The 26,290-nt window shown below is 43.4% G+C and carries 18 protein-coding genes; 3 read left to right on the forward strand and 15 right to left on the reverse strand.

Translation table 11 applies throughout. From position 1 onward, the window contains the following. Positions 1–108 precede the first annotated feature (108 nt). From Q365_RS0119680 to nagB, 14 genes are all read right to left on the reverse strand, one after another. Complete coding sequence (locus Q365_RS0119680; RefSeq protein ID WP_028024953.1) at positions 109–1,152, reverse strand: acyltransferase family protein; 1,044 nt, start codon at positions 1,150–1,152, stop codon at positions 109–111. Then, positions 1,149–1,994, reverse strand: coding sequence for an O-antigen ligase family protein (locus Q365_RS0119685; protein ID WP_162176383.1), 846 nt, complete (start codon positions 1,992–1,994; stop codon positions 1,149–1,151). The genes Q365_RS0119680 and Q365_RS0119685 overlap by 4 nt, the downstream gene beginning before the upstream one ends. Before the next feature lie 434 nt (positions 1,995–2,428). Further along, a complete protein-coding gene (locus Q365_RS0119690; RefSeq protein ID WP_028024955.1) occupies positions 2,429–3,718 on the reverse strand; it encodes an oligosaccharide flippase family protein in 1,290 nt (429 codons plus the stop codon). A 1-nt stretch (position 3,719) separates the two neighbouring features. Continuing rightward, positions 3,720–4,958, reverse strand: coding sequence for a UDP-N-acetyl-D-mannosamine dehydrogenase (gene wecC / locus Q365_RS0119695; RefSeq protein WP_028024956.1), 1,239 nt, complete (start codon positions 4,956–4,958; stop codon positions 3,720–3,722). Between the two features lie 119 nt (positions 4,959–5,077). Next, positions 5,078–6,214: a non-hydrolyzing UDP-N-acetylglucosamine 2-epimerase gene (gene wecB / locus Q365_RS0119700; RefSeq protein ID WP_028024957.1), complete on the reverse strand. Its 1,137-nt coding sequence runs from the start codon at positions 6,212–6,214 to the stop codon at positions 5,078–5,080. Between the two features lie 9 nt (positions 6,215–6,223). Continuing rightward, positions 6,224–8,446 carry a GumC family protein gene (locus tag Q365_RS0119705; RefSeq protein WP_028024958.1) on the reverse strand — a complete coding sequence of 741 codons (2,223 nt, stop codon included), beginning with the start codon at positions 8,444–8,446 and terminating at the stop codon, positions 6,224–6,226. A 155-nt stretch (positions 8,447–8,601) separates the two neighbouring features. Further along, positions 8,602–9,135, reverse strand: coding sequence for a polysaccharide biosynthesis/export family protein (locus Q365_RS0119710; RefSeq protein ID WP_028024959.1), 534 nt, complete (start codon positions 9,133–9,135; stop codon positions 8,602–8,604). Positions 9,136–9,157: 22 nt separating this feature from the next. After that, entirely contained in the window at positions 9,158–10,390 is a 1,233-nt protein-coding gene (locus Q365_RS0119715) for an outer membrane beta-barrel protein (RefSeq protein ID WP_028024960.1), read from the reverse strand. Positions 10,391–10,400: 10 nt separating this feature from the next. Further along, positions 10,401–11,804 (reverse strand): undecaprenyl-phosphate glucose phosphotransferase, encoded by a 1,404-nt coding sequence (locus Q365_RS0119720; RefSeq protein WP_028024961.1) that lies wholly within the window; start codon positions 11,802–11,804, stop codon positions 10,401–10,403. A gap of 737 nt (positions 11,805–12,541) precedes the next feature. Beyond that, on the reverse strand, positions 12,542–14,215 hold the full coding sequence (gene asnB / locus Q365_RS0119725; RefSeq protein ID WP_028024962.1) for an asparagine synthase B: 1,674 nt from the start codon (positions 14,213–14,215) through the stop codon (positions 12,542–12,544). Positions 14,216–14,447: 232 nt separating this feature from the next. Continuing rightward, positions 14,448–16,016, reverse strand: coding sequence for a cation:proton antiporter family protein (locus Q365_RS0119730; RefSeq protein ID WP_028024963.1), 1,569 nt, complete (start codon positions 16,014–16,016; stop codon positions 14,448–14,450). A 178-nt stretch (positions 16,017–16,194) separates the two neighbouring features. Further along, positions 16,195–17,409: a DNA-binding transcriptional regulator NagC gene (nagC, locus tag Q365_RS0119735; RefSeq protein ID WP_028024964.1), complete on the reverse strand. Its 1,215-nt coding sequence runs from the start codon at positions 17,407–17,409 to the stop codon at positions 16,195–16,197. A gap of 7 nt (positions 17,410–17,416) precedes the next feature. Continuing rightward, on the reverse strand, positions 17,417–18,553 hold the full coding sequence (gene nagA / locus Q365_RS0119740) for an N-acetylglucosamine-6-phosphate deacetylase (RefSeq protein WP_028024965.1): 1,137 nt from the start codon (positions 18,551–18,553) through the stop codon (positions 17,417–17,419). A gap of 15 nt (positions 18,554–18,568) precedes the next feature. After that, positions 18,569–19,369 carry a glucosamine-6-phosphate deaminase gene (gene nagB, locus Q365_RS0119745; RefSeq protein WP_028024966.1) on the reverse strand — a complete coding sequence of 267 codons (801 nt, stop codon included), beginning with the start codon at positions 19,367–19,369 and terminating at the stop codon, positions 18,569–18,571. Between the two features lie 265 nt (positions 19,370–19,634). Here nagB and nagE point away from each other — a divergent pair, with 265 nt between their 5' ends. The 3 genes from nagE (at position 19,635) to glnS (ending at position 25,703) form a co-directional block, all read left to right on the forward strand. After that, complete coding sequence (gene nagE / locus Q365_RS0119750) at positions 19,635–21,131, forward strand: N-acetylglucosamine-specific PTS transporter subunit IIBC (RefSeq protein ID WP_028024967.1); 1,497 nt, start codon at positions 19,635–19,637, stop codon at positions 21,129–21,131. A gap of 95 nt (positions 21,132–21,226) precedes the next feature. Further along, positions 21,227–23,902, forward strand: coding sequence for a beta-N-acetylhexosaminidase (locus Q365_RS0119755; RefSeq protein WP_028024968.1), 2,676 nt, complete (start codon positions 21,227–21,229; stop codon positions 23,900–23,902). A 136-nt stretch (positions 23,903–24,038) separates the two neighbouring features. Beyond that, entirely contained in the window at positions 24,039–25,703 is a 1,665-nt protein-coding gene (gene glnS / locus Q365_RS0119760; RefSeq protein WP_028024969.1) for a glutamine--tRNA ligase, read from the forward strand. A gap of 91 nt (positions 25,704–25,794) precedes the next feature. Here the strand turns inward: glnS and fur are convergent, their stop codons facing one another. Beyond that, the gene (fur, locus tag Q365_RS0119765) at positions 25,795–26,241 is read right to left on the reverse strand and encodes a ferric iron uptake transcriptional regulator (protein ID WP_028024970.1); all 447 of its coding nucleotides are present in this window, start codon (positions 26,239–26,241) and stop codon (positions 25,795–25,797) included. Positions 26,242–26,290 lie beyond the last annotated feature (49 nt).

Consider the following 26,290-nt stretch of genomic DNA (forward strand, 5'->3'; position numbering starts at 1 on the left):
TAGAAATTTCCGTTATATTTTTCTCTGGTGGGGATTCCAGAGGGTGATAATGTTCACCCTGATACTGTTAGTCTTGGTGGCTTTTAAGGTGCGGAAATAAATTTTTATCTACCAGCCGAGGACAGAAGCTCTTTGCCTTTTTGTTACCTTTACAGTTAATCCGTGTATCACCAAACAAGATAAAATTGCTACAACCATAGTAGATATGGATGTTATGAATGAGCCGAAATGGATTTCACTGAAATCTCTTACTCCGGTGATGTTAAGTGCTGATATTACAACTGGATGTATGAAATATATAAAGAAGGATACGGATGCAATATGTTTCATTACTTTGGATGCTTTTTGGCAATAACATTCAAAGAAAATAAACGCTAATGGTGTTATTAATAGGAACTTCAGAAAAGTCCAATCAATGCCGTTGTAATCGAAAATATCTTTATGATAATTACCGATGTGATTGAATGTGTAGGATTGATAGAAATTAATGGCTATAAATGCTATTGATATACATATAACTATCAGCTTTTTATTCATGTTTTTCAAAATTCTTTCTCTGTCGATGAAAAAGCTCATTCCTATAAAGAAAAATGAAGATATATATAGAGAGGCGTGAATTGGATTGAAGTTTCCAATTGGTCGATGAATGAATATTGACACTAAACATAGCAAAGCAATTACGGAATATCTGTGTTTTTGGCTGGATGCTGAATACGTTTTCAAATATGGGAAAGTTACTAGGAAAAACAGAAATATAGCTGGCACATACCAGTAGCCTGTCATATGCGCCCCAGTGATTAGACTCAAGAAAGGGTACAATGACTGAGAGATTCCAAAATCTGTACCATAGAATATACTATCTGCTTTGATGCCTGCAAATATTATTAATGGGATGGAGTATATGACGTATGGAGTTACTAGTTTTTTTAGCTTGGTTAACATGAAAGAAGAATAGCCATCATATTTTGGTATGAGTAAGCAAAAAAGGTAACCGCTTATGAAGACGAAAAATAGGGTTCCACCTCCTTTTACCAAATTTGTTAAGAAAGGATATTCACTTTGAAATTTATAAGTTAAAGAGTGTCCTAGCGCAATGAAAACAATTGAGAATGCTCTAAAGTAATCAAATGATTCGACGTATTTCTGTTTCAACGTTCGCTCTCCCTTATAGAACGCAAATGTATATCTATTGATTTCATAAAAAATAGGAAAAATATAAAAGTTAATTTGTTTGGTATAGGCCCAACAGCTCCAGATTCAAGAAGTCCATTTACGATGGTCAAAAATAGAAAGTAATTTAGTAGGCCATTGTTAAGTTTAAGGCATGCTTTAAAGAAAATTAGAAGTGTAATCGACAATAGAGCTATTCCAATAGAACCAGTAGTAAAAAAGGACTGGAGAAACATGTTGTGAGCGGTGACTGTTGACCATCCCCAGTCTGTTTCAAAGATAGTTGGAAGTAACAATTTCGTAGACGCGTAGCCATGCCCGAACACTGGGTTGTTCAGTGATTCATTCCAAACGGCCTCCCAAATTCCGGTTCGTCCTGTAAAAGTGAAAATTTCATTGACGGACCCATTTCTTGAAAATGAGAGAAGGAGGTCATCAATATCAAAAATAGCAAAATAACTAACGGCACAGAAAACAAGGGCTGCTAGGGCACTGTATTTGTATCTATTGAATAATTCTTTTTCAATGAATAGAAATCCAATGAAGGTTATGAATATAGATGTTCTACTCCAAGATGCTAGCAAACAAGCGGTAAAAAAAAGTATTGACATGATGTATGTCGAGTTTTTGATAACGAGCGTTTTTCTGAGGTATTGCGTTATTATTATTGCCAGTCCGGCCATTTGACCATAAGAATTTGCTGAACCAGATAATCCTGTAATTCGTTGACCACCAATTTCTTCCAACCCCCAAAACTGCATTATGGTAAGTTCTGGGAATATAGGTATCAGAACGATAGAAAGTACATGAAATCCAACGCTCATATAGAATAATGCCAAGCATATTTGTTTCAGAGATAGATTTATTGCTAATGTTGCAGCGAAAATCAGAAAGAAAATTTGTATTGTCGAGTTTACAAACGTATATAGGTGTATTGGAGAATATATTGTGGTTACTAAACAGAGTAAGCAGTATAAAGTTAAATATCTTACGTTGACGCTGAAGAGAAAAGTCAACACTCTTCTAAAGTAGAGCGCTGAAAATGTAGTGACACCTAGCCAAACTGTTATACGTAGAAGTATTTGAAAGTCTATTGAGGTGTCATCTAATGCCCGATATCTAAAGTTTGCCTCTGTAATAAATAAGAATACTGCCAAAAGCCACATTAGCATTAAGGCAGCGTTTCTATTGAATCCCTTTAGTATAAATCCAATTGCAAAAGGGGCAGGGAGTAGCGCTAGAACCATTAACGACAGATTCATATCGTTTTTTTTCTCAAAAAATTCTCTCGTACTATAGAGAATGTGTCATTTATAGTTTGAAGGTTTGGCAGTATTACAATATTCATATGTTTGTATAATAGAAAAGTATTGAGAGAGTTAAATACAATGACACTAATGAAACTTACCGATGCAGCCCCCCACAGGGCGTATTCATAGATAAGTGGTGGGCCTAGAATGAATACTAATCCTACTGTTATCAGCGTGCTTTTTTCTACAAGCTTTGCCTGGCCTCCCATTGTTAATATGTAGCCTGCTGAGCCAGTAATAGCATTGAACATTTGTGCACACGAAATATAAATAAGTACATAGCTCAGTGCTTTGAAAGATTCTCCAAACATCGCCATCAAGTCTGCAGAAAATACGGTTAGTGATACAAACATTGGCAAGGAAATTATCAGCATAGTAAGAGCGATAGTTCTTGCAAGTTTCCCAACCGATGCGACATCATTTTTAGCAAAATACTTTGCGTATATAGGGTTTGTGACCAAGTTGAAAATACCTAGAAGAAATGCAATTAGCATAGACGTTCTATAGATGGCAACAAATTGGCCCGACTCTGTGGATGTCGCAAAAATAGACAGGAAAATCAACGGTGACCATTGAAGAGCGACATGACCTGCAATCCCACTAAAGTATGGTACTGTTTCTTTTAAATATCTTGCTAATTCTATCTTTCCACACAGTTTAGGTTTTAGGTCAAAACCAGCATGTAAATAGTATGAAGAGACCGCAAGTGAAAGGACTATTCCTACTAAGTATAAGTTCCAAGTCATTTCTATATCGATTACATCTATGAAGATTAAGGACGTAAACAATGCTACCCATATTAGTATCTCTTGAGATAAAATAGTCATGTCAGCACGATCTAAACCTTGAAATATATTTCCGAATAAATAAATCACTGAAAATAAGAAGCAAGATATAGCGATGATAGTAGCTGTGTATGGCGTATTTTTCCCTATCTCTATAGATATCAGATAGATAATCGGTATGACAATAGCACTGAGCAAGGTACATATTAATAGAGCCTTGCCCAATACTTTTTTTCTACCTTTTTTTGTCGATTGTGCGACTTCTTTGACAATCTTATGGTCTAAACCGAACCGAACAATGGAAGACGCTAACAGCAGATAAGCGACCCAAGAGTAGAACTGGCCTGCAGTCTCAGTTCCACCTTTTCTTATGAGTAAAATAGAAACCAAATAGGCGCAAAGAGACGCAGATACTTTTACTACAAACGTTAAGCCGATTTTCCTTGCTAACACCTTAGATAATTCCGCGAGTGTCAAAGACCACTTTGGTTACTAACTGTGTCTTATCGGCCTCTCTGAACTGTTTGTGATCGACTAGTACCACGACAATATTCGCTCGTTCCAAAGCTAAGTCTAGCGTTGTAAGTTCTACCCCAGCATGTACCAATTTCTCTGGAATAGACACTACATTTGGCTCCACGGCAAATACTTGTCCGATGTTTTTGTTTGCCAACTCTTCAACAATTTGGACCGCGGGGCTTTCGCGAAGGTCGTCAATGTCGGCTTTAAAAGCTAGCCCTAAACATGCTATGACAGGGCGTTTAAATTCATCGGCCGCTTTTGCTACTTGATCAATCACATAATGTGGCTTCGAATCATTCGTTAAGCGAGCTTGGCGTATGATTTTTGCTTCGTCTGGACAACTGTCAACAATAAACCAAGGATCTACTGCAATGCAGTGACCGCCAACACCAGGGCCTGGGTTGAGTATGTTTACTCTTGGATGTCGGTTAGCTAGTTTAATGAGTTCCCATACGTTGATTTTTAGTTTGTCACTGATCATTGAGAGTTCATTTGCGAACGCTATGTTGACATCACGAAATGAGTTTTCAGTTAGTTTCGCCATTTCGGCTGTGCGAGCGTTTGTAATAATGCACTCACCTCGAACAAATGTTTTATAAAGCTCAACTGCCTTTTCACTGCATGCTTTTGATAGACCGCCAATCACTCTATCGTTAGCTACTAGTTCCTGTAATACGTAGCCTGGTAATACGCGTTCAGGACAATGTGCCACTTTAATGTCGGCATTTTCACCCGCATCTTGTGGGAAGGTTAGATCTGGGCGGGCTTCAGCCAACCACGCTGCCATCTTCTCTGTGGCACCAACAGGAGATGTTGATTCGAGGATTACTAAATTTCCTTTTTCCAATACTGGGGCAATTGCATTTGCAGCGGCCTGTATGTAAGAGAGATCGGGAGAGTTCCCTTCTTTAAACGGAGTAGGTACCGCAATCATAAATGCTTCGGCTGGCTCTGGAATTGTGGTAGCTCGAAGGTTGCCAGTACTCACCACACCACGTACAACAATATCTAAGTCTGGTTCAACAATATGTATGTTACCTTCATTGATCGTTTCTACTGCTTTGGGATTGACATCGACACCGACTACTTCAATTCCCCTTGATGCAACGACAGCTGCGGTTGGTAAACCAATGTAACCTAAACCAATGACGGAAACTTTTTTAAAAGACATAGTTACTCCTCAAAAACATTCATACTTATAAATGCTTTTTGATATCTATTAATACTGGGAAATGGGGAGGTGATACTTAAGAAATTGCTTTAAAAAATCTTGCAGGAAATGAGATTTCCCTATGAAAAATGCGCCTTAATTTTCTCAATAATTTGTTCACAAGATTTACCGTCACCATAGGGGTTATGTGCACGACTCATTGATTCATAATCCGATTTGTTTACAAGTAGACGTTCTATTGAATTAACGATTGCTTCCTTGTTGGTTCCGACAAGTTTGACGGTACCTGCTTCAACGGCCTCTGGGCGTTCTGTCGTATCGCGCATGACTAGTACTGGTTTACCCAAAGAAGGTGCCTCTTCTTGGATTCCCCCTGAATCAGTAAGTATGATATGTGACCTGTTCATTAGATAAACAAAGGGCAAATACTCCTGCGGCTCAATCAGGTGGACGTTATCGACGCCTTTTAGTATTCGATTGACAGGTTCCTGTACATTTGGGTTTAAGTGTACGGGATAGATAATTTGACTTTCTGGAAAGCGAGTTGCTATCTCTGCGAGCGCTTCGCAGATGCGTTCAAAACCGCCTCCAAAGCTTTCTCGGCGGTGACCGGTTACAAGGATTAGTTTCTTAGACGGATCAATTTGAGGAAAGAGTGCAGCTAAAGTGTCGTTTAGGTCCTGGTCATTCTCAAGTTTTTCCTTAACGAGAAATAAAGCATCTATTACCGTGTTACCAGTGACAGAAATACTTTCTGCTTTGATGCCCTCTTTCAACAAATTAGTTTGTGAGGTTGCTGTCGGTGCGAAGTGCAGGGTCGTAATTGCTCCTGTTAACTTTCGATTACCCTCTTCAGGCCAAGGAGAATATATATTCCCAGTACGTAAACCTGCCTCTACATGTCCGACAGCGATCTGTTGAAAATAGGCAGCCAAGCTTGCAGAAAGTGTTGTAGCGGTATCACCATGAACGAGAACGATGTGAGGCTGAAAGCTTTCCAATACAGGTTTCATACCTGCAAGAATGTTCCCTGTAACCTCGAAGAGAGATTGCCCTGGCTTCATGACGTTTAAGTCGAAATCGGGCTGTATTTCGAACAAATCAAGCACTTGATCAAGCATTTCTCTATGTTGTGCTGTGACACATACCTTGGCATCGATGCCTTCTGACTTCTTAAGCTTGTGAACTAAAGGTGCCATTTTTATTGCTTCTGGACGAGTTCCAAAGACAGAAAGGACTCTAATTGGTGTATTCATTTGCTTTCCTTAGCTTTCAATATTTCCGTATGCATATCGAGAGTACTCAGAATACGTATGTGTCCCTTTCTTGGGCTGAAGCACTTGGTTTACGACTACGCCATCGATAGATATTTGATGTTTGGTAAACAGGGACATCGTGTGCTTATAAACAGACTTACTTGTACTATTGGCTTTTAGAATCAATACGATACCCTTGGTAAACCTCCCTACGATAAATGCGTCTTTAACCGGTAAAATGGGAGGGGTGTCGAATATTATCCGGTCATATTTCAACGCTAGATCATTGAGTAAGTTCTCAAACTTTGTGCTGCTTAATAACTCTTGAGGATTTGCAACTAACATACCTGCCGGGAGTACATCCAGATTCGAGTCTTCAATGGATGTAATGCAGTCCTCTGATGGAGAGTTCATAACCAAAATATTTGTGAGTCCAGGCTGGCTGTTGGGGAGTCCAAAACGCACACCGACTGAAGGTTTCCTTAGGTCACAGTCAATGAACAGCACCTTTTCAATACTGGCGAAAGACTGCGCGAGATTGATAGCGGTTGTTGTTTTACCTTCCCCTGGTACTGAGGAGGAAATGGCGAGAAATTTTCTCTCAGTTTTAGGAATGCTCAGGTAAAGAGATGTGCGAATCGAATCAATAGATTCCTGGAATGCTGCAAATTTTTGATTGTTGAAAACTGACGAATCAATGGGTTTCTTCTTATATGCCTTATCTCTTACTAGAGGCAGTGTTCCTGTTGGTAATAGACCGAGTTTATTCTCAAAGTCACGTGCCGAGGAGATCGTATTATTAAATACGTCTAAGAAAATAATGGATACTGTAGCTAGCCCAAGGCTAACAACCAAAGTAATAACCACTATCAACTTTCGATTTGGCTTGTATGGTTTTTCTGGCAATAATGCGTGGTCGCTGAAACGAGCATTCGCAGCACTAAAGTTACTGGTAGCAGAGGTCTCTTTTTGGCGAGTTAAGAACAAATCATATAACTTGGCATTAGTGTCGACTTCTCTCTTAAGTGCATCGTATTCGCTCTTTACAACACTCAGCGACTGAAACTCGTCTTTTTTGCTGTTGAGTTCCTGATTGAGGAGGTACTCTTGATCTTTGGCGCTCGCGAGCTCTTTTTCGATTCCGCTAATTAGCTTATGGACTAGATTCTCTGCTCTGCGTTGTACTGATAACAGGCGTGCGTTGGCTTGAATCATTTTGTCGTGCTTGGGGCCATAGCGCTTCGATAGTTGGCTAACTTCTCTTTCTGCTTCCGATTCTGCCAAACGAATATCACGAATTTGTGGGTGATTCGAAATAAGTGGATTTGCGCTAAGTGCCGCAATGTCCGTTTTAGGGGTGTTTCTTAAGGCGTTATATAACGCCTGATTTTTCGTTCGCCTGTCGGTTGCTTCGGCTATTCTATTTGTTAGGTTTTCTAGCTCATTACTTGTTAGGGCGACGATACCGCTGTCGTCAATCAATTTCTGTTGCTGTAAGAACAACAATAAAGCTTGCTCAGAATATCTTAGGTTTAGCTTTAGATCTTCCAGTCTTTCATTTAGCCAGTTGTTCGCTTTGTCTGTTGCAAGAAGCTGAGACTCCAAGTTGTTTTCAATGAAAGCATAGCCAACAGCATTTGCAATATCTGCTGCTAGTTGCGGATCTTCTGATTCAAAGGAAATGTTAACAAGTTGAGTCTTTCTTATTGGTGATATTGTCAGCTTTGACTTGAATTTATTGAGAATCCTATGTGTTTCTGACATGTTCTCATTTTTCGAATCATCGGATTCAATCTCTTTCAAAGACAAAATAGAGCTAATTACTGGATAAGACTGTAACCAATTCCGAATTGTTTCTCTGGAGTTATATTTACTAACGATAGAGGGGTTAAATTCAGGAACCCGCGCAAGCTGCAATTTTTCTATAACACGTTGCGCAACTTGATTGGACTTTAATATTTCAAATTGTGTAAGGTAATACTCATTGGCACGCGTGTCTATACCAACAACCTCTTCAATAGAAATCGCTTTTGCTTGTTGAGATTCAATTAGTAAAGTTGCGGTGGCACGATATGTTGGTGTAATAGATAGAGCAAAAAGTACTGAGATCGCTGTACACATCAGTGCAAAGAATGAGATTGAAATCCAACGTTTTTTAATTAGATGAATATAATAACCAATATCTATCAGTTGGTCTTGTTGCAATTTTTCATTATCTGATTTGGTGTGCATTGTTCAATCCATTGTAATATTAAATCCACTCTAATCATGAAATATTATTTCAGTGTGTAGGTCATGATGTCTAGATGCTGAATAGTGGAATGGAAGCTATCGCTGGAAGTAAGTAAGCTGTTTTTATTTTTTTTAGTTAGATAAATTAAACAATATTAGAAAAAGCTTTGCTCAATAACTATGATGTCACCTGGAGACACAATCGCTGATAGGCTTACTTTATTTTTTGGTTCGCTCTTGGCTTCGCGAGTAATGTATATGCTTTTTCTTGATGCTCGTTCCGTGAAACCTCCGGCTAAGGCGATTGCCTTGTCTACCGTCAGACCCGGCTGGAACTCGTAGCCGCCTGGTTTTTTTATCTCACCGTTAACAAAGATACTTCTGAACCCTACAATACCTACACGAACTTTAGGGGAGACGAGATAGTCTCCCTCTAATCCCTGTATTATTTCGCTTTTTAGCTGCTCTGTAGTTTTTCCTATTGCAAGGATTTGCCCAAGATAGGGGTAGTCAAACTCTCCGCTACTATCTATGTATAGCTCTTCAATAGTGAGTTCTTCTTCCCCATATACCACTATTTGGATTTTATCTCCGGCACCGATGGTATAGTCATTTTCATTGGCATGGGAAAAAAATGGAAATGCGAAAAGAAGTGTTAATGCAACACAAAAGCGGAAAATACGATTCATGTGACAAGCAATCCTTTGAAAATTAGAAAATTAGGTTGGTTCCGAGGTACCAAACGTTCTGGCTGTAGCGATTAGTGGCTATGGAAGAGTCATTGTCTTCATAACGCCAGCCCGCTCTTATTTCAGTGTCTTCTCTGAATTCATAACCGAGGTTGAAAGATGCCGCAATCAGGTCATCTTCTCTTGTGCTTTGTGAATAATCATCGTTGACGCTGTTCAACGCTAAGTCGCTGTATACGTTTGTTAGCCAGAAGTGCTTCCAACTCGCGCCAAAACTGGTCTGATTAATAAAGTTGTTGCCTTGATCGGGGTCGATAGCACTTTGTGCTGCGGAAACAGAGATCGTCGAATAGGTTAATGTTTCCCAGGTTAAAGCTAAGTCCCAGCTGAATCCGTTAAAGTCTTCTCTGGTTTCATCTTCGTAATTCTTGTCTTGTATGCCTAATCTGAGTTTTCCTGTTGTTTTTCCAGTGATGTCCCATTTGGCACCGACTAAGTAGTAGGCATCTAGGTTATTTTGCGATAGACCACTATTGGGGGTACCAAGTTTGTATTGACGATCAGCTAAGTCTACCTCTACCAGTAAATCTGTGGCCGGAAATACTTTGTAGTAGAAGGCAAGTGCGCCCGCAACTTCATCGTAATCTTTGAATCTTGTGCTGAGGGCGACAAATCCAGGAGCCGTGAGATCTCGGTAGTTTTCGTATACTTTGTTTTCGTATCTGATGTTGGATTCGAGGCGACCGGTTGCATCTTCTGCCCCATATACATGGGTTATATTTGCATTGTGCAGGGTGTATCTCACAGGTTCTGTTGCGATGGTGGTCAGTTCATCACCCGCCAAGATCCCAGTTCCTCTTGCTTCGTGTAACTGTTCGTAGGTGTAATTTATGCCAAATCCACTTCGTTGACTGACTTGTATAAAGTTATTAGTCGTTAATGTGTGGTCTAGGAAGTCATCTTCGTCGCTGTCGAAATAAGTCCCTGATGCTAACTGGTAGGCAATTTGGTATGTATTGCCATTTCGGTCTGATTCAAACACGATTCCTGGTTTGACAATCAAAGCGTTAGACGATTCAGGGTTTTCCGAAGATGAGTATCGACCAACGTTGTCGTTGTGCTCCAGATAGGCATCAAAAAGCGGAGTGACCTTGATACCTGATTCACTCGTAAATCCGTTATCTTCGTTTGCAATTGCTAAACTGCTGGAACTCAACAACGCCAAAGTGATCAGTGTTTTCTTAGGGAAATTCATTACTATTCCTTTAGTAGGCAGTCTTTCCGGTAAAGCCTTTAAATATGGTTTTGAATATAATTTTCAGATCGAGCCATGTTGACCATGACTGAATGTATTTGAGGTCAAATTCAACACGCTTTTGCATTTTTTCCAGCGTATCTGTTTCACCCCGATATCCATTGACTTGAGCTAGACCTGTGATGCCAGGCTTAACTTTGTGTCTCAACATGTATCTGTCAACAATTGTTCGATATTCTTCATTGTGGGCAACCGCATGAGGACGTGGACCCACAATCGACATTCGGCCTTGTAGTACATTGAAGAACTGTGGAAGTTCATCAAGTGATGTCTTACGGATAAAGGCGCCAAATGGTGTAATTCTAGGGTCGTCTTTCGTAGCTTGTTTAACAATACTTCCGTTATCCATGGTGCTCATGGAGCGAAACTTCCAGACTTTTATTGGTCGGCCATCAAGCCCATAACGCAGTTGTTTAAAAATTACGGGGCCAGGCGAAGATAACTTCACGCCAATTGCTACGCCAATAAGCACGGGGCTTATGAGCAAAATTATCAAAAACGCCAAAATAATATCTTGCGTTCTCTTGAACCAACCATCGGTGCCATAAAAAGGTGTGTCATGTATACTGATGGTAGGAATATTCCCGATTGCACTTAAGCGAGATTGGATAAGGTTATACACAAAGAAATCTGGAATAAGATAGGTATTTGCTGTTGTATCTGAGAATGCATTGAGATAAGCAGTAATTCTTTCATTTGCTTTTAACGGCATTGAAATGTAGACATGTTGTATGACGCCATTTTTTGCCATAGAAAGCGCCGTGTCTACGCTGCCTTTGAACGGGGCTGGTAAGTCATCTGTGTCCAATCGATTCATTTCACGATCGTCATAAAAACCAATTACCTTAATGCCTAGCTCTGGATTATTTTTTATTTCGTTTGCTAGTCTTATTCCATTCTCCGTAACACCAACAATTATCGCTTCTTTTCGGTTGTAACCGTAATCACGTAGTTTTCTTAGCGCTTGTTTTGCGATGAAACGCCATGTGATTAATAGTACAGGTGTGGCGATTAACCATGCACCAGTTATGACTCTAGAATAACTGGTACTTGTTTTTGTGAAGAATGCGATTGCGATAAGGAAGGTGATAGTAAGTAACCATGCTTTACTAATGCTCAGTGCTTCATCTTTAAATCGATAAACACGCCATGATCGATACAGTTCATTTTTTTCTGCAATTAGTAAATAAGCCAGTACTGAGTAGGTTGTTAGTAGGGCGCTATTTCTGTCAAAGTCACCAATATAGATGATCGATATAAAATAAAGAGCTAGACAAATAATTATGCAGTCAATGGCTCTGTAGAAAACGTGCAGAGCACCGTAGTTACTGTGCAATTTTAGAGTTGTATCCATTTTCTTCTATCCTTAGATAAAGTAACTATGGCTGTTTGCACGATTTTTCTACGCTACCGCCCTTGAGTGTCGTTCCCAAAATACGATTCATGCAGGTAATATTGATAGTCTTGCTAATAACGTGGTGTGCTTGGATTTATTTACCGGAGCGACACGAACTGCGGGATATTAACATTGAGACATTGTTCTTTTGTATGGATATTAAGTTTCAAATTGGACAATAAATAAATCCTACGTGAGACCACACATTCATATGTAAATACGCTGTTTGTTAATAACTAATTTGCGGTGTGGGTTTGCTTAGGTGGGAGTTATTTGGTTTGTGGAATTGAAGTGTGTGAACAAGCCCTCATGGCGGGATGAGAATATCGCAACTTGCATCTGTTATTTGGTTATGCAAAAGAAGGAAAAATATTTTATATCTGAGAGACCCTCCTAACGTCCTTTTGGGTCAGGTTACGACACATTCCTATGTCTTATTCAACGTCGATGGAATTGCGAGATAGGCAAAGGAAAGTGTTATTTATTGCGTCTGTTAAGTTCCTCAATCTTGTATCTTGAAGCTATTGAGGTCTTGGTATTTTACAAGCGAGTGGATGTGTCAAAGACGGGGGCAGATAGGTAGGAGTGACTGATATACACAAGTAGCTAAATCCTAAATCTTTAGGTTTTTTGGGTATAAAAAAGAGCCGTCTGAGTTGTCTCAGCGGCTCTTTTTTAATGAAAGCAAATTCTACTCACTTTTGGGCATAAGCTTCATTGTGAACAGCTGCTACCGCACGACCTGAAGGATCTGCTGCGTTCTTGAAGCTCTCATCCCACTCGATGGCTTTCGCGCTTGAACAAGCGATTGACGGGCCACCAGGAACACATTCCGCAGCGCTTGGTAGCGGGAACAACTCTTCAAAGATTTCACGGTATGCGTAACCTTCTTTGGTTGTTGGTGTGTTGTAAGGGAAACGGAACTGTGCTGTTTCCATTTGTTGATCCGAGACTTTCTCTTCTGCAACGGCTTTTAGCGTATCAATCCAGTTGTAACCAACGCCGTCAGAGAACTGCTCTTTTTGACGCCATGCGATAGACGCTGGCAGGTAGTGCTCGAAACACTCACGCAAAATGTGTTTTTCCATTTTGCCGTTGCCACACATCTTATCTTCAGGGTTCAAACGCATCGCAACATCGATAAACTCTTTATCGAGGAAAGGTACACGACCTTCTACGCCCCATGCTGCTAGCGATTTGTTCGCACGAGCACAGTCAAACATGTTCAGTGCCAGCAACTTACGAACGGTTTCTTCGTGGAATTCTTTCGCGTTTGGCGCTTTGTGGAAGTACAAGTATCCACCGAAGATTTCATCAGCACCTTCGCCAGAAAGTACCATTTTGATGCCCATTGCTTTGATCTTGCGGCCCATCAAGTACATGGGTGTTGAAGCGCGAATGGTGGTGACGTCGTAAGTTTCGATGTGGTAAATCACATCGCGAATCGCATCAAGACCTTCTTGAATGGTGTAGGTCATCTCGTGGTGAACCGTACCAATCTGGTCTGCCACTTCACGCGCAGCTTTCAAATCTGGTGCACCTTCAAGGCCAACAGCAAATGAGTGCAACTGTGGCCACCAAGCTTCTGATTGGCCGTCGTCTTCAACACGCATTGCTGCAAAGCGTTTTGCAACTGCTGAAGTGATAGACGAATCTAGTCCGCCAGATAGGAGCACACCGTAAGGTACGTCAGTCATTAGCTGGCGTCTAACTGCATCTTCTAATGCTTTGGTGAGGTCTTCTTTGCTCGTGGAGTTTCCTTGAACCGCCGCGTACTCGTTCCAATCACGAACGTAGTAACGGTGTGGTTCTGCGTCGCCTGAGCATAAGTATGAACCAGGAGGAAACTCGCTGATGGTTTTACATACCGGTACCAGTGCTTTCATCTCTGAAGCGACATAAAAGTTGCCGTGCTCATCGTGACCTTGGTAAAGCGGGATAATACCAATGTGATCGCGACCGACGAGGTAGGTGTCTTTTTCTTCATCGTAAAGAACGAAAGCGAAAATACCATTGAGCTCTTCAAGAAGGTCAGCGCCCATGTCTTGGTATAGCGCTAGGATCACTTCACAATCAGAATCTGTTTGAAAGTCGTATTTTCCTTCGTAACGAGCACGAATTTCTTTGTGGTTGTAGATTTCGCCGTTGACCGCAAGGATGTGTTTTTTATCTGGGCTGTAAAGCGGTTGAGCACCACTGTTCAAGCCAACAATCGCAAGACGCTCGTGCGCAAGAATTGCGTTGTCTGAAGAGTAAATACCTGACCAGTCAGGACCACGATGACGCAGCTTTTTAGACATTTCTAGCGCTGACTGACGAAGCGCAGTTGCATCTGACTTAATATCCAGAATGCCAAATACAGAACACATAAATCCCTCTCTTACTTCCCTTTATGACGGTGTGGTGCGTCATTAAAATTTCTGTTGCCTCCAATTTGCCAATTTGAAGGAAAAAAGCAACCAGTTATGGAGAAAAAAATAACAAACCTGATATGTATTTTAATTTCATTCACCAAAACGGTCATTTAGGTGAATGAAGTGTGGTTGATGGTTATTTTGTAACCAGTCTTGCGAGTGCTGGTCATTAATTATATCGGGATGACTAAAGCAATTGATCTTTTACGTGACGGGCAAAACCTGCGCCCGCTTCGTTGTAGATGTTGTAGGCTTCATTCACACCTAATGCCTTAAGTTGTTCAAGTTCATCGACATACTTTGCGATGGCTGCCACTTTACCTTCAAAGCCCATTTGGTTGATTTGTTCCATCGCAACCGTATTCGCCTGGCTGTTTGGCATTGCCAGTAAGATAAGTTCAATGTGGCGTGAAGAGGTCACACGAGACCAAAAGTCAGGATCGGTAGCATCGCCGTGAATGACATTTCTATTGTTTGTACGATGAGTGGCAACAGACTCTTCACGGGTTTCTATGCCGAGTACCCTAGATGGGTCGTCTTTGGCAATTTCATCGTACGCGCCACTTCCAATACGTCCCATGCCGAGAATAAGCACCGAAGCGTCTCCCAAGTCGATCAACTGATCGTTTCGGTGGATTCGTTCAGGGGAGGGGTCGCTAAAACGTGATGACACTGTCGAATAGATTTTGTGGCTGAACGTATTTAGAGGTGCTGACAGCACGAAAGAAAGGGACACGGCAATGGCGATTGCTACCAAGATGTTCCCAGGCATGATGCCCATTTGATAGGCAATGCCTCCGACGATTAAACCAAATTCACTGTAGTTAAAGAGGGTTAAGGAAGCGAATAACGATGTGCGAACACGAAACTTGAACCCATTGAAGATGACGTAGTAGAGCAAACCTTTTAGCGGCAATAATACCAGAAGCAATAGCGCTATCATTAGCCCTTGCAACGTAGGTTGCTCAGATAGCCCGATGTTGAGAAAGAAGCAAACAAGAAACAGTTCTTTCAAGTTAAACAGTGATTTTGCCATTTCTGATGCACGTGCGTGTCCCGCCATCATCATTCCAAGGATAAGCGCGCCGAGATCTGCTTTCATTCCTACCGCATCAAAGAAGCCAGCTCCCACGACTAATGCAAGGAAGATGGCATATAGCACCAATACTTCGCCATGGTCCACACGATCTAACAGTTTGAAAAGTAGAGGACGTACTAAAGGAAGAGCGAACAACAGAAGCGCTTCTATGCCGGGGATTTTGCCTGATGCGACCGTCATGAAGATAACCGCGAAGATATCCTGCATGATGAGAACACCGATCGCGAGTGTGCCGTACGTGGCATTCATTTCGCCTTTTTCTTGCAGTGCTTTAATGGCAAAAACCGTACTGGAGAAAGAGAGCGCAAAGGCGATGAGTACGATGTCGTTGGTGGCAAGATCGGAAAAAGCGGAAAGACCAAGCGCTTTGAAGCCCAATAGACAGACAGAGAATAGGGCGGTTGTCAGCACGTTGTGCAGTGACGCGCCAAACCAGATCTCTTTATTAAGCAGCGATTTAACATCGAGTTTTAAACCAATGCAAAAGAGAAGCAGAGTGACACCCAAATCAGCCAGCGATTGAATCAGAGGCGTGGATGTGAATCCTACGGCATGCAAGACAAAGCCCGCAATCAAAAAGCCGACGAGGGGAGGCATATGGCAGCGTAGCATGAGTAAGCCGCTCACAAATGCAACTGCAATGATGACGAGATCCATAAGTTGGTTAGTTTCCTTGCGTAAAAATGCCGCGTCAAAGCTGTTGCTAACTGAGAGCAACGACTTAACCAAAAGAAATAGAGGAAATTTTTAGGATTATGATAAAACAAAGGCAACACAGTTAACCAGTGTTGCCTTTGCAATTAGGCACTAAGCTGACACAAATTGTGTAACAGGCTTAGTCTTCTAGAAGCTTTTGAAGTAACAGGCCATTTAGCATCGCGCGTTTAACAAGAGCAAAAGCGCCGAGTGTTGGTGTTGATGATAAACCTGCAGCAACGATAGGAAGTTGTTGGTGGAATGCACGCAATGACTGATTTTCTACGCAGCGCTGAATAGCGGGGAACACCACGCTCTTTGCTTCAGTAATCTCTCCTGAAATGACCACCTGTTGTGGATTAAACAGGTTAATGGTCATCGCAATCGCTTTACCTAAGTGATTACCCACCTTGACCAAGACTTGGCGTGCAAGCTCATCCCCAGCGACAGCGGCGCGACAGATGTCTGAAACATCAAGGTCCTTTTTGCCTTGCAGCATGCTCTCATGACCCTGCGCGAGAAGTTGCTGCGCGTGCTCTATGATTGCCGGATTAGATGCCACGGTCTCTAAGCAGCCAAAGTTACCGCATTGGCATTTCTTTCCGAGTGGATCGATTTGAATATGACCAATTTCACCCACGTTGCGGTTATAGCCCAAAAACACCTGACCGTTCACGATAATACCCGCGCCAGCACCGTTGTGAACACTGACAAGTAGGGTGTCATAGTAATTTTTACTCACCCCGAAATAATGTTCAGCCAATGCTTGTCCGCGCGTGTCGTTTCCAATGAAACACTGCACTCCAAATTCATCGCGAATTAAGTCACTAAGGGGTAATTTATCGATAGCAATATGTGGCATGTATTCAACAATACCGCTTTCTGCGTCGACAAGACCGGGGAGTGAAATAGCAACAGCAATCAGTTCTTTTACAAAGTCTTGCTGTGTCGCGAGGAAGGTATGGAGGTGGTAAAGCAGACCTTCAATCAGTGTTTCTTGATTCGGGTAGTGGAAAGGCTCTTCGTGCTCGGCAAGCACTTTTCCGGACAAGTCGAACAGCGTTATCTCGATGCGTTCACGTCCAAGGCGGACAGCCAGAGAGTGGAAAGGGGCGCATTCGGTGGTCAACGAGATAGCTCGTCGACCTCCGGTGGACGCTTGTTGCGCGACCTCTTTAATTAAGCCGCGCTCAAGCAACTGACGGGTAATTTTGGTAACACTTGCTGGAGCAAGGCTGCTCACATCAGCAATTTGGATTCGAGAAATCGGACCTTGTTGGTCGATGAGTCGATAAACGGCGGCACCGTTTAACTGTTTAACCAGATCTACGTTACCAATTTGTCCGCCTGTCATAAATGTCCTAATTCAATGTATATTCGCCGTTAACTACAGTCGCTTTGACATTGAAATCGCGATCAAACACGGTCAGGTTAGCGACATATCCATTCTTGATAGCCCCTAGCTTGTCATCCATACCGATTGCACGTGCTGGATACAAGGTTGCCATGCGGACCACTTCATCCAAAGCGATGCCTACATGTTCGACAGAGTTCTGTACTGCTTCAATCATGGTCAATGCCGAACCGCCAAGTGTGCCATTCTCATCAACACACTTACCATCTCGGTAATATACTTTCTTGCCTACAAAAATAAAGTGATCCATGTCTGCTCCTGCTGGCGCTGCTGCGTCAGTTACAAGAATCAGTTTCTCACCTTTCAATTTTTGAGCAATTCGCACGTTTGCATAGTCAACGTGGAAACCGTCAACAATAACGCCAGTGTAAACTTCAGGGGTGTCATAAATCGCCCCTACCATGCCAGGCTCGCGGCCAGCAATTGGTGTCATCGCGTTGAATAGATGCGTAGCGAACGTGATACCAGCTTTAAAGCCTTTACGTGCTTCCACATAGCTTGCGTTAGTGTGGCCGGCAGAAACAACAATGCCTGCCTCCGCCAGTTGGCGAATGTGTGCAGATGGCGTTAGCTCAGGTGCCAACGTCACTTTCGTCACGACATCAGCATTTTCAGTAATGAAGTCGATCATCGCATCGTCTGAACGACGGATGTAGTCAACACTGTGAATGCCTTTTTTGGCCACGTTGAGGTATGGACCCTCTAGATGCAAGCCCAACGCCTGATGTTGGTATTGTTCTTGATAGTCGCGAATCGCACTGACTGATGCCTTCATGTCTTCATCAGAAGACGTGATCAATGTAGGCAGAAAGCTGGTGCAGCCAGATTTTAGATTCGCCAAATGCATGGTGCGGATCGTATCTGCAGTCACTTCATCGTTGAACATTACACCGCCACAACCATTGAGTTGTAGGTCGATGAAGCCAGGACTTAGGTAAGCGCCGTCCAGAGAACGGGTTTCAATACCTTCTGGCAATTCCTTTTCTGGACAAACGTTCTGGATCAAGCCGCCATCTACGATGACAGCATGATTATCCAGCACTTCGCTACCGGTGAAAATTCGGCAGTTAGTCAGTGCGTACATGAATGCTTCCTTACCTTAAAGGTTTTTGATGTTTTCAGCTTCTAGCTCTTGGAAGTATTTAACTGTCTTCACTTTCAGCTCAGCAGTCGAAGGCTCGTCACAAACCATCAGTGCTTTAGGATGCAGTTGAAGTGCAGACACTGTCCATAGGTGATTCACTGAACCTTCAACCGCAGCTTGTAGTGCAAGTGCTTTGTTGTGGCCGGTGATTAGAATCATCACTTCTTGAGCGTCAAGCAGGGTGCCAACACCAATCGTTAATGCGTGTTTTGGCACTTGATTGATATCGTTATCAAAGAAACGAGAGTTAGCAATACGTGTGTCTTCAGTCAAGGTTTTGATACGAGTACGTGAAGAAAGTGACGATGCTGGCTCGTTGAATGCAATGTGACCATCGTTACCAATGCCACCCATAAACAGGTTGATCTTGCCGTACGATTTGATCTTTTCTTCGTAACGTTGGCATTCTGCTTCATGATTATCAGTGTTGCCGTTCAGCAAGTTGATATTTTCTTCTTTAATATCAATGTGATTAAAGAAATTGTTGTACATGAAGCTACGGTAAGATTCAGGGTGGTCTGCAGGGATGCCACAGTACTCATCCATGTTAAACGTAACAACGTTTTTGAAGCTTACTTCGCCTTGCTTATGAAGATTAATCAGTTGCTTATAAGTGTTCAGAGGGGTACCGCCAGTCGGCAAACCCAGAACAAACGGACGATCTTCAGTTGGAGCGAATTTGTTAATAGTATCAACAATATGGCGTGCTGACCAAAAGCCTACTTCATGTGCAGTTTGTAATGGGATAAGTCTCACGGTACACCTCTTAATTAATTCAAATTCAGACTATACAGCATAGTGGTTCTGTATCTTAGTTTTCATCATAAAATAAGTTTTATGATGGTGCTAGCAAAAAACGGGATTACGTATCGTTTTGAGTGACAAAAATCACAATTGCACCTGTTTTAATTTGCGGGGCGAAATTAATGGAATAAACTCCACCTGACTCACATTGGATAGTAAAAAAAGTCCCATGTTGTCATTACAACTCTGAGAAAGAACCACTATAGGGGGAACAAAGGTGAATATTCTCGGTTATTTCCAAAAAGTAGGTAAGGCGTTGATGGTACCAGTTGCCACACTTCCTGCCGCTGCAATCCTGATGGGTGTTGGTTACTTCATTGACCCGAATGGTTGGGGCGCTAATAGCGTTCTAGCTGCATTCTTGATCAAAGCGGGCGCCGCAATCATCGATAACATGTCTTGGCTATTCGCAGTAGGTGTTGCCTACGGTATGTCTAAAGACAAAGACGGCGCTGCTGCTTTAGCAGGTCTTGTTGGTATGTACGTTGTTACAACGCTACTGTCTCCAGGTGCTGTTGCTCAAATTCAAAACATTGACCCAAGTGCTGTTCCTGCGGCTTTCGGTAAGATCCAGAACCAATTCGTTGGTATCTTGGTCGGTATCATGTCTGCTGAATTGTACAACCGTTTCTCTCACGTAGAACTGCATAAGGCATTGGCGTTCTTCTCGGGCAAGCGTTTGGTTCCTATCGTTACCTCTTTTGCTGCAATCATTGTATCTTTCATCCTGATGTACGTATGGCCTACTGTTTACGGTGGTCTGGTTAACTTCGGTGAAGGCATTCAAGGTATGGGCGAATTGGGTGCAGGTATTTACGCATTCTTTAACCGTCTTCTTATTCCTGTTGGTCTGCATCACGCGCTGAACTCAGTATTCTGGTTCGACGTTGCAGGCATTAACGATATTCCTAACTTCCTGGGTGGCGCTAAGTCTCTAGCTGAAGGTACTGCAACTGTTGGTGTAACAGGTATGTACCAAGCGGGCTTCTTCCCAATCATGATGTTCGGTCTACCAGGTGCAGCGCTAGCTATCTACCATACTGCTAAGCCTGAGAACAAAGAGAAAGTAGCATCTATCATGATCGCTGCTGGTTTCGCATCGTTCTTCACCGGTGTAACTGAACCGCTAGAATTCTCGTTCATGTTCCTAGCACCAGGTCTGTACGTATTGCACGCATTGTTGACGGGTATCTCTGTATACATCGCTGCATCGATGCAGTGGATTGCAGGTTTCGGCTTCTCTGCAGGTCTTGTTGACATGTTCTTGTCAACGCGTAACCCGCTAGCTGTTAACTGGTACATGCTGATTGTTCAAGGTTTCGTATTCGCAGGTATCTACTACGCTGTATTCCGCACTGCGATCGTTAAGTTCAACCTGAAGACTCCAGGTCGTGAAGATCTTGATGAAGATGCACCAGCAAATGGCGTAGAAGGTTCTAAAGAGACCGGTATTCTGGCTCGCCAGTACCTGAAAGCGCTAGGTGGTCACGACAACCTAACGACTATCGATGCATGTATCACTCGTCTTCGTCTGACCGTTAAAGATGGCGCTCAGATCGACGAGAAAACACTGAAAGCACTTGGTGCGATGGGTGTTGTTAAACTGGGTACAAATAACCTGCAGGTTATTCTGGGTCCATTGGCAGAAATCGTTGCTGGCGAAATGAAGAAAGTTGGCACGACTGAAGATTTGTCTGAAATCAAACTGCCATAATTAAATTATACTGACTAATTAGTCAATATAGCCGGCCCTTAGCGGGGTCGGCTTTTTTTGGGCCAAATTTGGCCATATTCGTAGGGTAAATAGAAATGAATAAGACATTTAAGATGGGAATCTTATCTGTAGCCGTTGCTGCAGGTCTTGCGGGTTGTGGTGCTTTGCCTTCAGGCTCGGCGCAACAGGCAACTGTGGATGCATTAGCGGCTCAATTGGACATCAGCTACGCTGTTGAAACCAATCATGGCGCGCAAGAAGGCTTAACGTGTCAGGACATGGGCGCAGAGTGGGCTTCTTGTAACAAAGTGACGATGACCGTGGTGAATGACGGCGATGCAGTTACCGCTAACGATTGGAAAATCTATCTGCACAGCATTCGTGTATTTTTGGATGTGGCAAACGAAGACTTCACCATCGAACATTTGACCGGTGACCTTTATGTGCTGACTCCAACGCAATCTTTTGATGGTTTCGCTGCGGGCGAAACGGTTGAAATTCCCCTGATTGCAGAATACTGGCAGTTGTTCGAAACTGACTTTATGCCACGTGCCTATGTGGTTGCGGGTGATGCAACGCCAAAAACGATTGCATCGCTAGATACTGAAAACGTTGATGCATTTGTGGCTGAAATTGATGGCAACAAATGGAAACGCACCCCAGAAGACAACAACATCCTAGCGACAGCGGCCTCACGCTTTGCAAAAAACAGCGATGTTGCCCAACTGTCTGATGGTGCCATTGAAGCTTCTATTATTCCAACGCCTCTAAAAACCAAACAAATGCGTGGCGCTTTACATGTTGCTGCGGGTTTTGCGGTAAATAACACCGCGCTGGATGCGGATCAGTTAGCGGCATTTGAAGATCGCGCAGCGCTTCTGGGCGTGAACGTGGACGGTGACATCGACCTTAATGTGAACCTTGATGCTGCAGCCTTCAGCGGCGAAGAAGCCGTATCTGGTGCTTATAAGCTAGTCGTCAATGCGGCAGGTGTTGAGGTTGTTGGTTTCGACAGCGTCGGTGCATTTTATGGCCTGCAATCTCTTCTCGCGTTAATGGACAAAGACGATAGCGGCATGCTGCCATGGGTAGCGATTGAAGATGCCCCTCGTTTCGAATACCGCGGTGTGATGGTGGACGTTGCGCGTAACTTCCATTCTAAGGAAGCAATGCTACGTACTATTGATCAAATGGCAGCGTACAAGTTGAACAAACTTCACCTTCACCTGACTGATGATGAAGGTTGGCGTTTAGAGATCCCTGGCCTTCCAGAATTGACTGACGTCGGTGCAAACCGCTGTCATGACTTGTCTGAGACGTCTTGCCTATTGCCACAATTGGGCTCAGGCCCGACAACCGATAACTTCGGTTCTGGTTTCTTCTCGAAAGCGGATTACTTGGAAATTCTGCATCACGCAAAAGCGCGTGGCATTGAGGTGATTCCTGAAATCGATATGCCAGCTCACTCACGTGCCGCTGTTGTTTCGATGGAAGCGCGTTACACCAAATATGCCGCTCAGGGCGATCTGGCGAAAGCAGAAGAGTTCCGTTTGATGGATCCTCTGGATACGTCCAACGTGACGACTGTTCAGTTCTACGACAAGCGCAGTTTCATCAACCCATGCATGGACTCGTCTCTGAACTTTGTCGATAAAGTGATCACAGAAGTGAAAGCCATGCATGCGGAAGCAGGTATGCCGCTATCAACTTGGCACTTTGGTGGTGACGAAGCGAAAAACATCAAGCTGAATGCAGGCTTTCAAGATCTTAATGCCGCAGAGCCTGTTTCTTGGAAAGGTAACATTGACCTTAGCCAGCAACATAAGCCATTTGCGAAATCGCCAGTTTGTCAAAAAGCAATTGCCGATGGCGTAGCTGCTGATTTCGGTCACCTACCAAGCTACTTTGCAGAGCAAGTTAGTGAAGTGGTCGCTAAGCATGGCATTGAAAACTTCCAAGCATGGCAAGATGGCCTGAAATACTCTAAAGATGCATCAGCATTTGAAACCGACAATGTTCGCGTGAATTTCTGGGATGTTCTTTACTGGGGCGGCGACGCATCAGCGTATGAGTGGGCAAATAAAGGGTATGACGTGATTGTGTCTAACCCAGACTATGTCTACATGGACATGCCATACGAAGTGGATCCAAAAGAGCGAGGCTACTACTGGGCAACACGTGCAACTGATACGCGTAAGATGTTCGGCTTTGCACCTGAGAACTTGCCTCAAAATGCTGAGACCTCTGTCGACCGTGACGGTAATGGCTTTAATGGTAAAGGTACCGTTGAATCAAAAGGTTTCCATGGTCTGTCTGCACAGCTTTGGAGTGAAACTGTTCGTACCGATGAGCAATACGAATTCATGGTATTCCCTCGTGTGATTGCAGCAGCAGAACGCGCGTGGCACAAAGCGGATTGGGAACTGGATTACCAAGCAGGTAAAGCTTTCAACCTTGAAACCAGCTACGTGAACAAGGACGCTCAGCTTCAAGACTGGACGCGCTTTGCCAACGTAATGGGCCAACGTGAAATGGCGAAACTGGATGCTGCGGGTATTCAATACCGCATCCCGGTTCCTGGTGCGGTGATTGAAGCGGGCAAACTGCACATGAACATCAGCATGCCAGGTCTACCACTTCAGTACTCTGTTGATGGCGGTCAATCATGGGCTGACTACGCTTCGCCGGTAGAACTGTCTGACTCGAACAATGTGAAAGTACGTGCATTGAGCGCTGACAAGCAACGTGAAGGTCGTTCAGTGTCTCTATAACGACACTCAAAGACTCAGAAGCCCGCTCTATGCGGGCTTTTTTTTCGTCTCGACGTTCTGTTGTGGTTGAGTAAATAGCCGTGATCGTGGATCATTGGCGTAATTTCAGGTAGTTCTTCCTACGAGGTATTTTTTGATGAGTGAGTCTGAGGCTCGTCCAACCAACTTTATCCGTCAAATCATTGATAAAGATTTGGCTGGTGGTGTTCACACAACAGTTCATACGCGTTTCCCACCGGAGCCGAATGGTTACCTTCACATTGGTCACGCAAAGTCGATCTGTTTGAATTTTGGTATTGCTAAAGACTACCAGGGTCAATGTAACCTGCGTTTCGACGATACTAACCCAGAGAAAGAAGACATCGAATTTGTTGAATCTATCAAAAGCGATGTGAACTGGCTGGGCTTTGATTGGAGCGGCGAAGTTTGTTATTCGTCTGGTTACTTCGATCGTCTGCACAGTTATGCGGTTGAATTGATTGAGAAAGGTTTGGCTTATGTTGAAGAGCTAAGCCCAGATGAGATCCGTGAATACCGCGGTACGCTAACAGCGCCGGGTAAGCATAGCCCTTATCGTGACCGCACTGTGGAAGAGAACTTGGCACTGTTCGACAAGATGAAGAACGGTGAGTTCGCAGAAGGTAAAGCGTGTCTGCGTGCGAAAATTGATATGGCTTCGCCATTCATGGTTATGCGTGATCCGGTATTGTACCGTGTTCGCTTCGCACACCATCACCAAACAGGTGATAAATGGTGTATTTACCCAATGTATGACTTCACACACTGTATCTCTGATGCGATTGAAGGCATTACACATAGCCTGTGTACGTTGGAGTTCCAAGATAACCGTCGTCTTTACGATTGGGTGTTGGATAACATCACCATTGAGTGTCAGCCACGTCAGTATGAGTTCAGTCGTCTGAATCTTGAATACACAGTGATGTCTAAGCGTAAGCTGAGTCAGCTTGTAAGCGAGAACTTGGTAAACGGTTGGGATGACCCACGTATGCCAACGATTTCTGGTTTGCGTCGCCGCGGCTACACGCCTGCAGCGATTCGTGAATTCTGTAAGCGCATTGGTGTGACTAAGCAAGAAAACACGATTGAAATGAGCTCACTAGAGTCATGTATTCGTGATGACTTGAATGAAAATGCTCCGCGCGCGATGGCCGTTCTTGATCCTATCAAATTGGTGATTGAAAACTTTGACGGTGATATTGAGCACTTGTCTGCACCAAATCATCCAAACAAACCAGAGATGGGCGAGCGTAGTATTCCGTTTAGCCGTGAGATCTGGATTGAAGCGGAAGATTTCCGTGAAGAAGCGAACAAGAAGTACAAGCGTCTAGTGCTTGGTAAAGAAGTTCGCTTGCGTAACGCTTACTTTGTGAAAGCTGAGCGTTGTGACAAAGATGCTGATGGCAAGGTAACAACGGTTTACTGTACTTACGATCCTGAAACCTTGGGTAAAGACCCAGCAGACGGCCGTAAAGCAAAAGGCGTTATTCACTGGGTATCTGCGGATGCGGGTGTGCCAGCTGAGATTCGTTTGTACGATCGTTTGTTCACATTGCCGAACCCTGGTGCTGCGGATGATTTTGCTGCAACCATTAACCCTGAATCACTGACTGTGGTTCAAGGCTATGTTGAGCCGAGCCTAAAAGCGGCAGTTGCCGAGCAAGGTTACCAGTTTGAGCGTATGGGTTACTTCTGTGTTGATCGTAAAGACAGCACGGATGATGCGCTGGTCTTTAACCGTACCGTAGGTCTTCGTGACACTTGGGCGAAAATTGACGCGTAGTTAAACCCCATAAACAAAAAACCGGAGCCAATGCTCCGGTTTTTTTATGTCTATCGTTCAGTGACAAACGACTGAAACGGTTTTATTGAGACTATTTTGCGTCGTGAAGACTCTCGTCTGTCTTACAATCACCTTCGATACAGTGACCATAGAGGTACAAACTGTGGTTGGTGAGGCGAACATTATATCGAGTCGCGATTTCTTTTTGACGAGTTTCAATTACATCATCAGTAAATTCGATTACCTTACCGCAATCTAAACAGACTAAATGGTCGTGGTGATGCTGTGTAGCAAGCTCAAAGACTGACTTGCCGCCCTCAAAATGGTGGCGTGTAACAATGCCCGCATCATCGAATTGGTTTAAGACACGATAAACGGTAGCAAGGCCAATTTCCTCACCAATATCGATGAGCTTCTTGTACAAGTCTTCGGCGCTGATGTGCTGACAGTCCGGTTGTTGCAGGACTTCTAGGATTTTTAGTCGAGGCAACGTGACTTTCAGTCCTGCGTCTTTCAGTGCCTTGTTATTATCTGACATCCGGTTCTTCCTACGTAATTGCTTTTCCCTGTGTATTTATGAGAACGGG

The organism is Enterovibrio calviensis DSM 14347, assembly GCF_000621165.1.
GTDB classification, from domain to species: domain Bacteria; phylum Pseudomonadota; class Gammaproteobacteria; order Enterobacterales; family Vibrionaceae; genus Enterovibrio; species Enterovibrio calviensis.

Coding starts and splice junctions, on each gene's coding strand:
- Q365_RS0119685 (WP_162176383.1), bottom strand. CDS start 1,994: ATGAGCGTTGGATTTCATGTACTTTCTATCGTTCTGATACCTATATTC.
- wecC (WP_028024956.1), bottom strand. CDS start 4,958: ATGTCTTTTAAAAAAGTTTCCGTCATTGGTTTAGGTTACATTGGTTTA.
- wecB (WP_028024957.1), bottom strand. CDS start 6,214: ATGAATACACCAATTAGAGTCCTTTCTGTCTTTGGAACTCGTCCAGAA.
- Q365_RS0119705 (WP_028024958.1), bottom strand. CDS start 8,446: ATGCACACCAAATCAGATAATGAAAAATTGCAACAAGACCAACTGATA.
- Q365_RS0119710 (WP_028024959.1), bottom strand. CDS start 9,135: ATGAATCGTATTTTCCGCTTTTGTGTTGCATTAACACTTCTTTTCGCA.
- Q365_RS0119715 (WP_028024960.1), bottom strand. CDS start 10,390: ATGAATTTCCCTAAGAAAACACTGATCACTTTGGCGTTGTTGAGTTCC.
- Q365_RS0119720 (WP_028024961.1), bottom strand. CDS start 11,804: ATGGATACAACTCTAAAATTGCACAGTAACTACGGTGCTCTGCACGTT.
- asnB (WP_028024962.1), bottom strand. CDS start 14,215: ATGTGTTCTGTATTTGGCATTCTGGATATTAAGTCAGATGCAACTGCG.
- Q365_RS0119730 (WP_028024963.1), bottom strand. CDS start 16,016: ATGGATCTCGTCATCATTGCAGTTGCATTTGTGAGCGGCTTACTCATG.
- nagC (WP_028024964.1), bottom strand. CDS start 17,409: ATGACAGGCGGACAAATTGGTAACGTAGATCTGGTTAAACAGTTAAAC.
- nagA (WP_028024965.1), bottom strand. CDS start 18,553: ATGTACGCACTGACTAACTGCCGAATTTTCACCGGTAGCGAAGTGCTG.
- Q365_RS0119755 (WP_028024968.1), top strand. CDS start 21,227: ATGAATAAGACATTTAAGATGGGAATCTTATCTGTAGCCGTTGCTGCA.
- glnS (WP_028024969.1), top strand. CDS start 24,039: ATGAGTGAGTCTGAGGCTCGTCCAACCAACTTTATCCGTCAAATCATT.
- fur (WP_028024970.1), bottom strand. CDS start 26,241: ATGTCAGATAATAACAAGGCACTGAAAGACGCAGGACTGAAAGTCACG.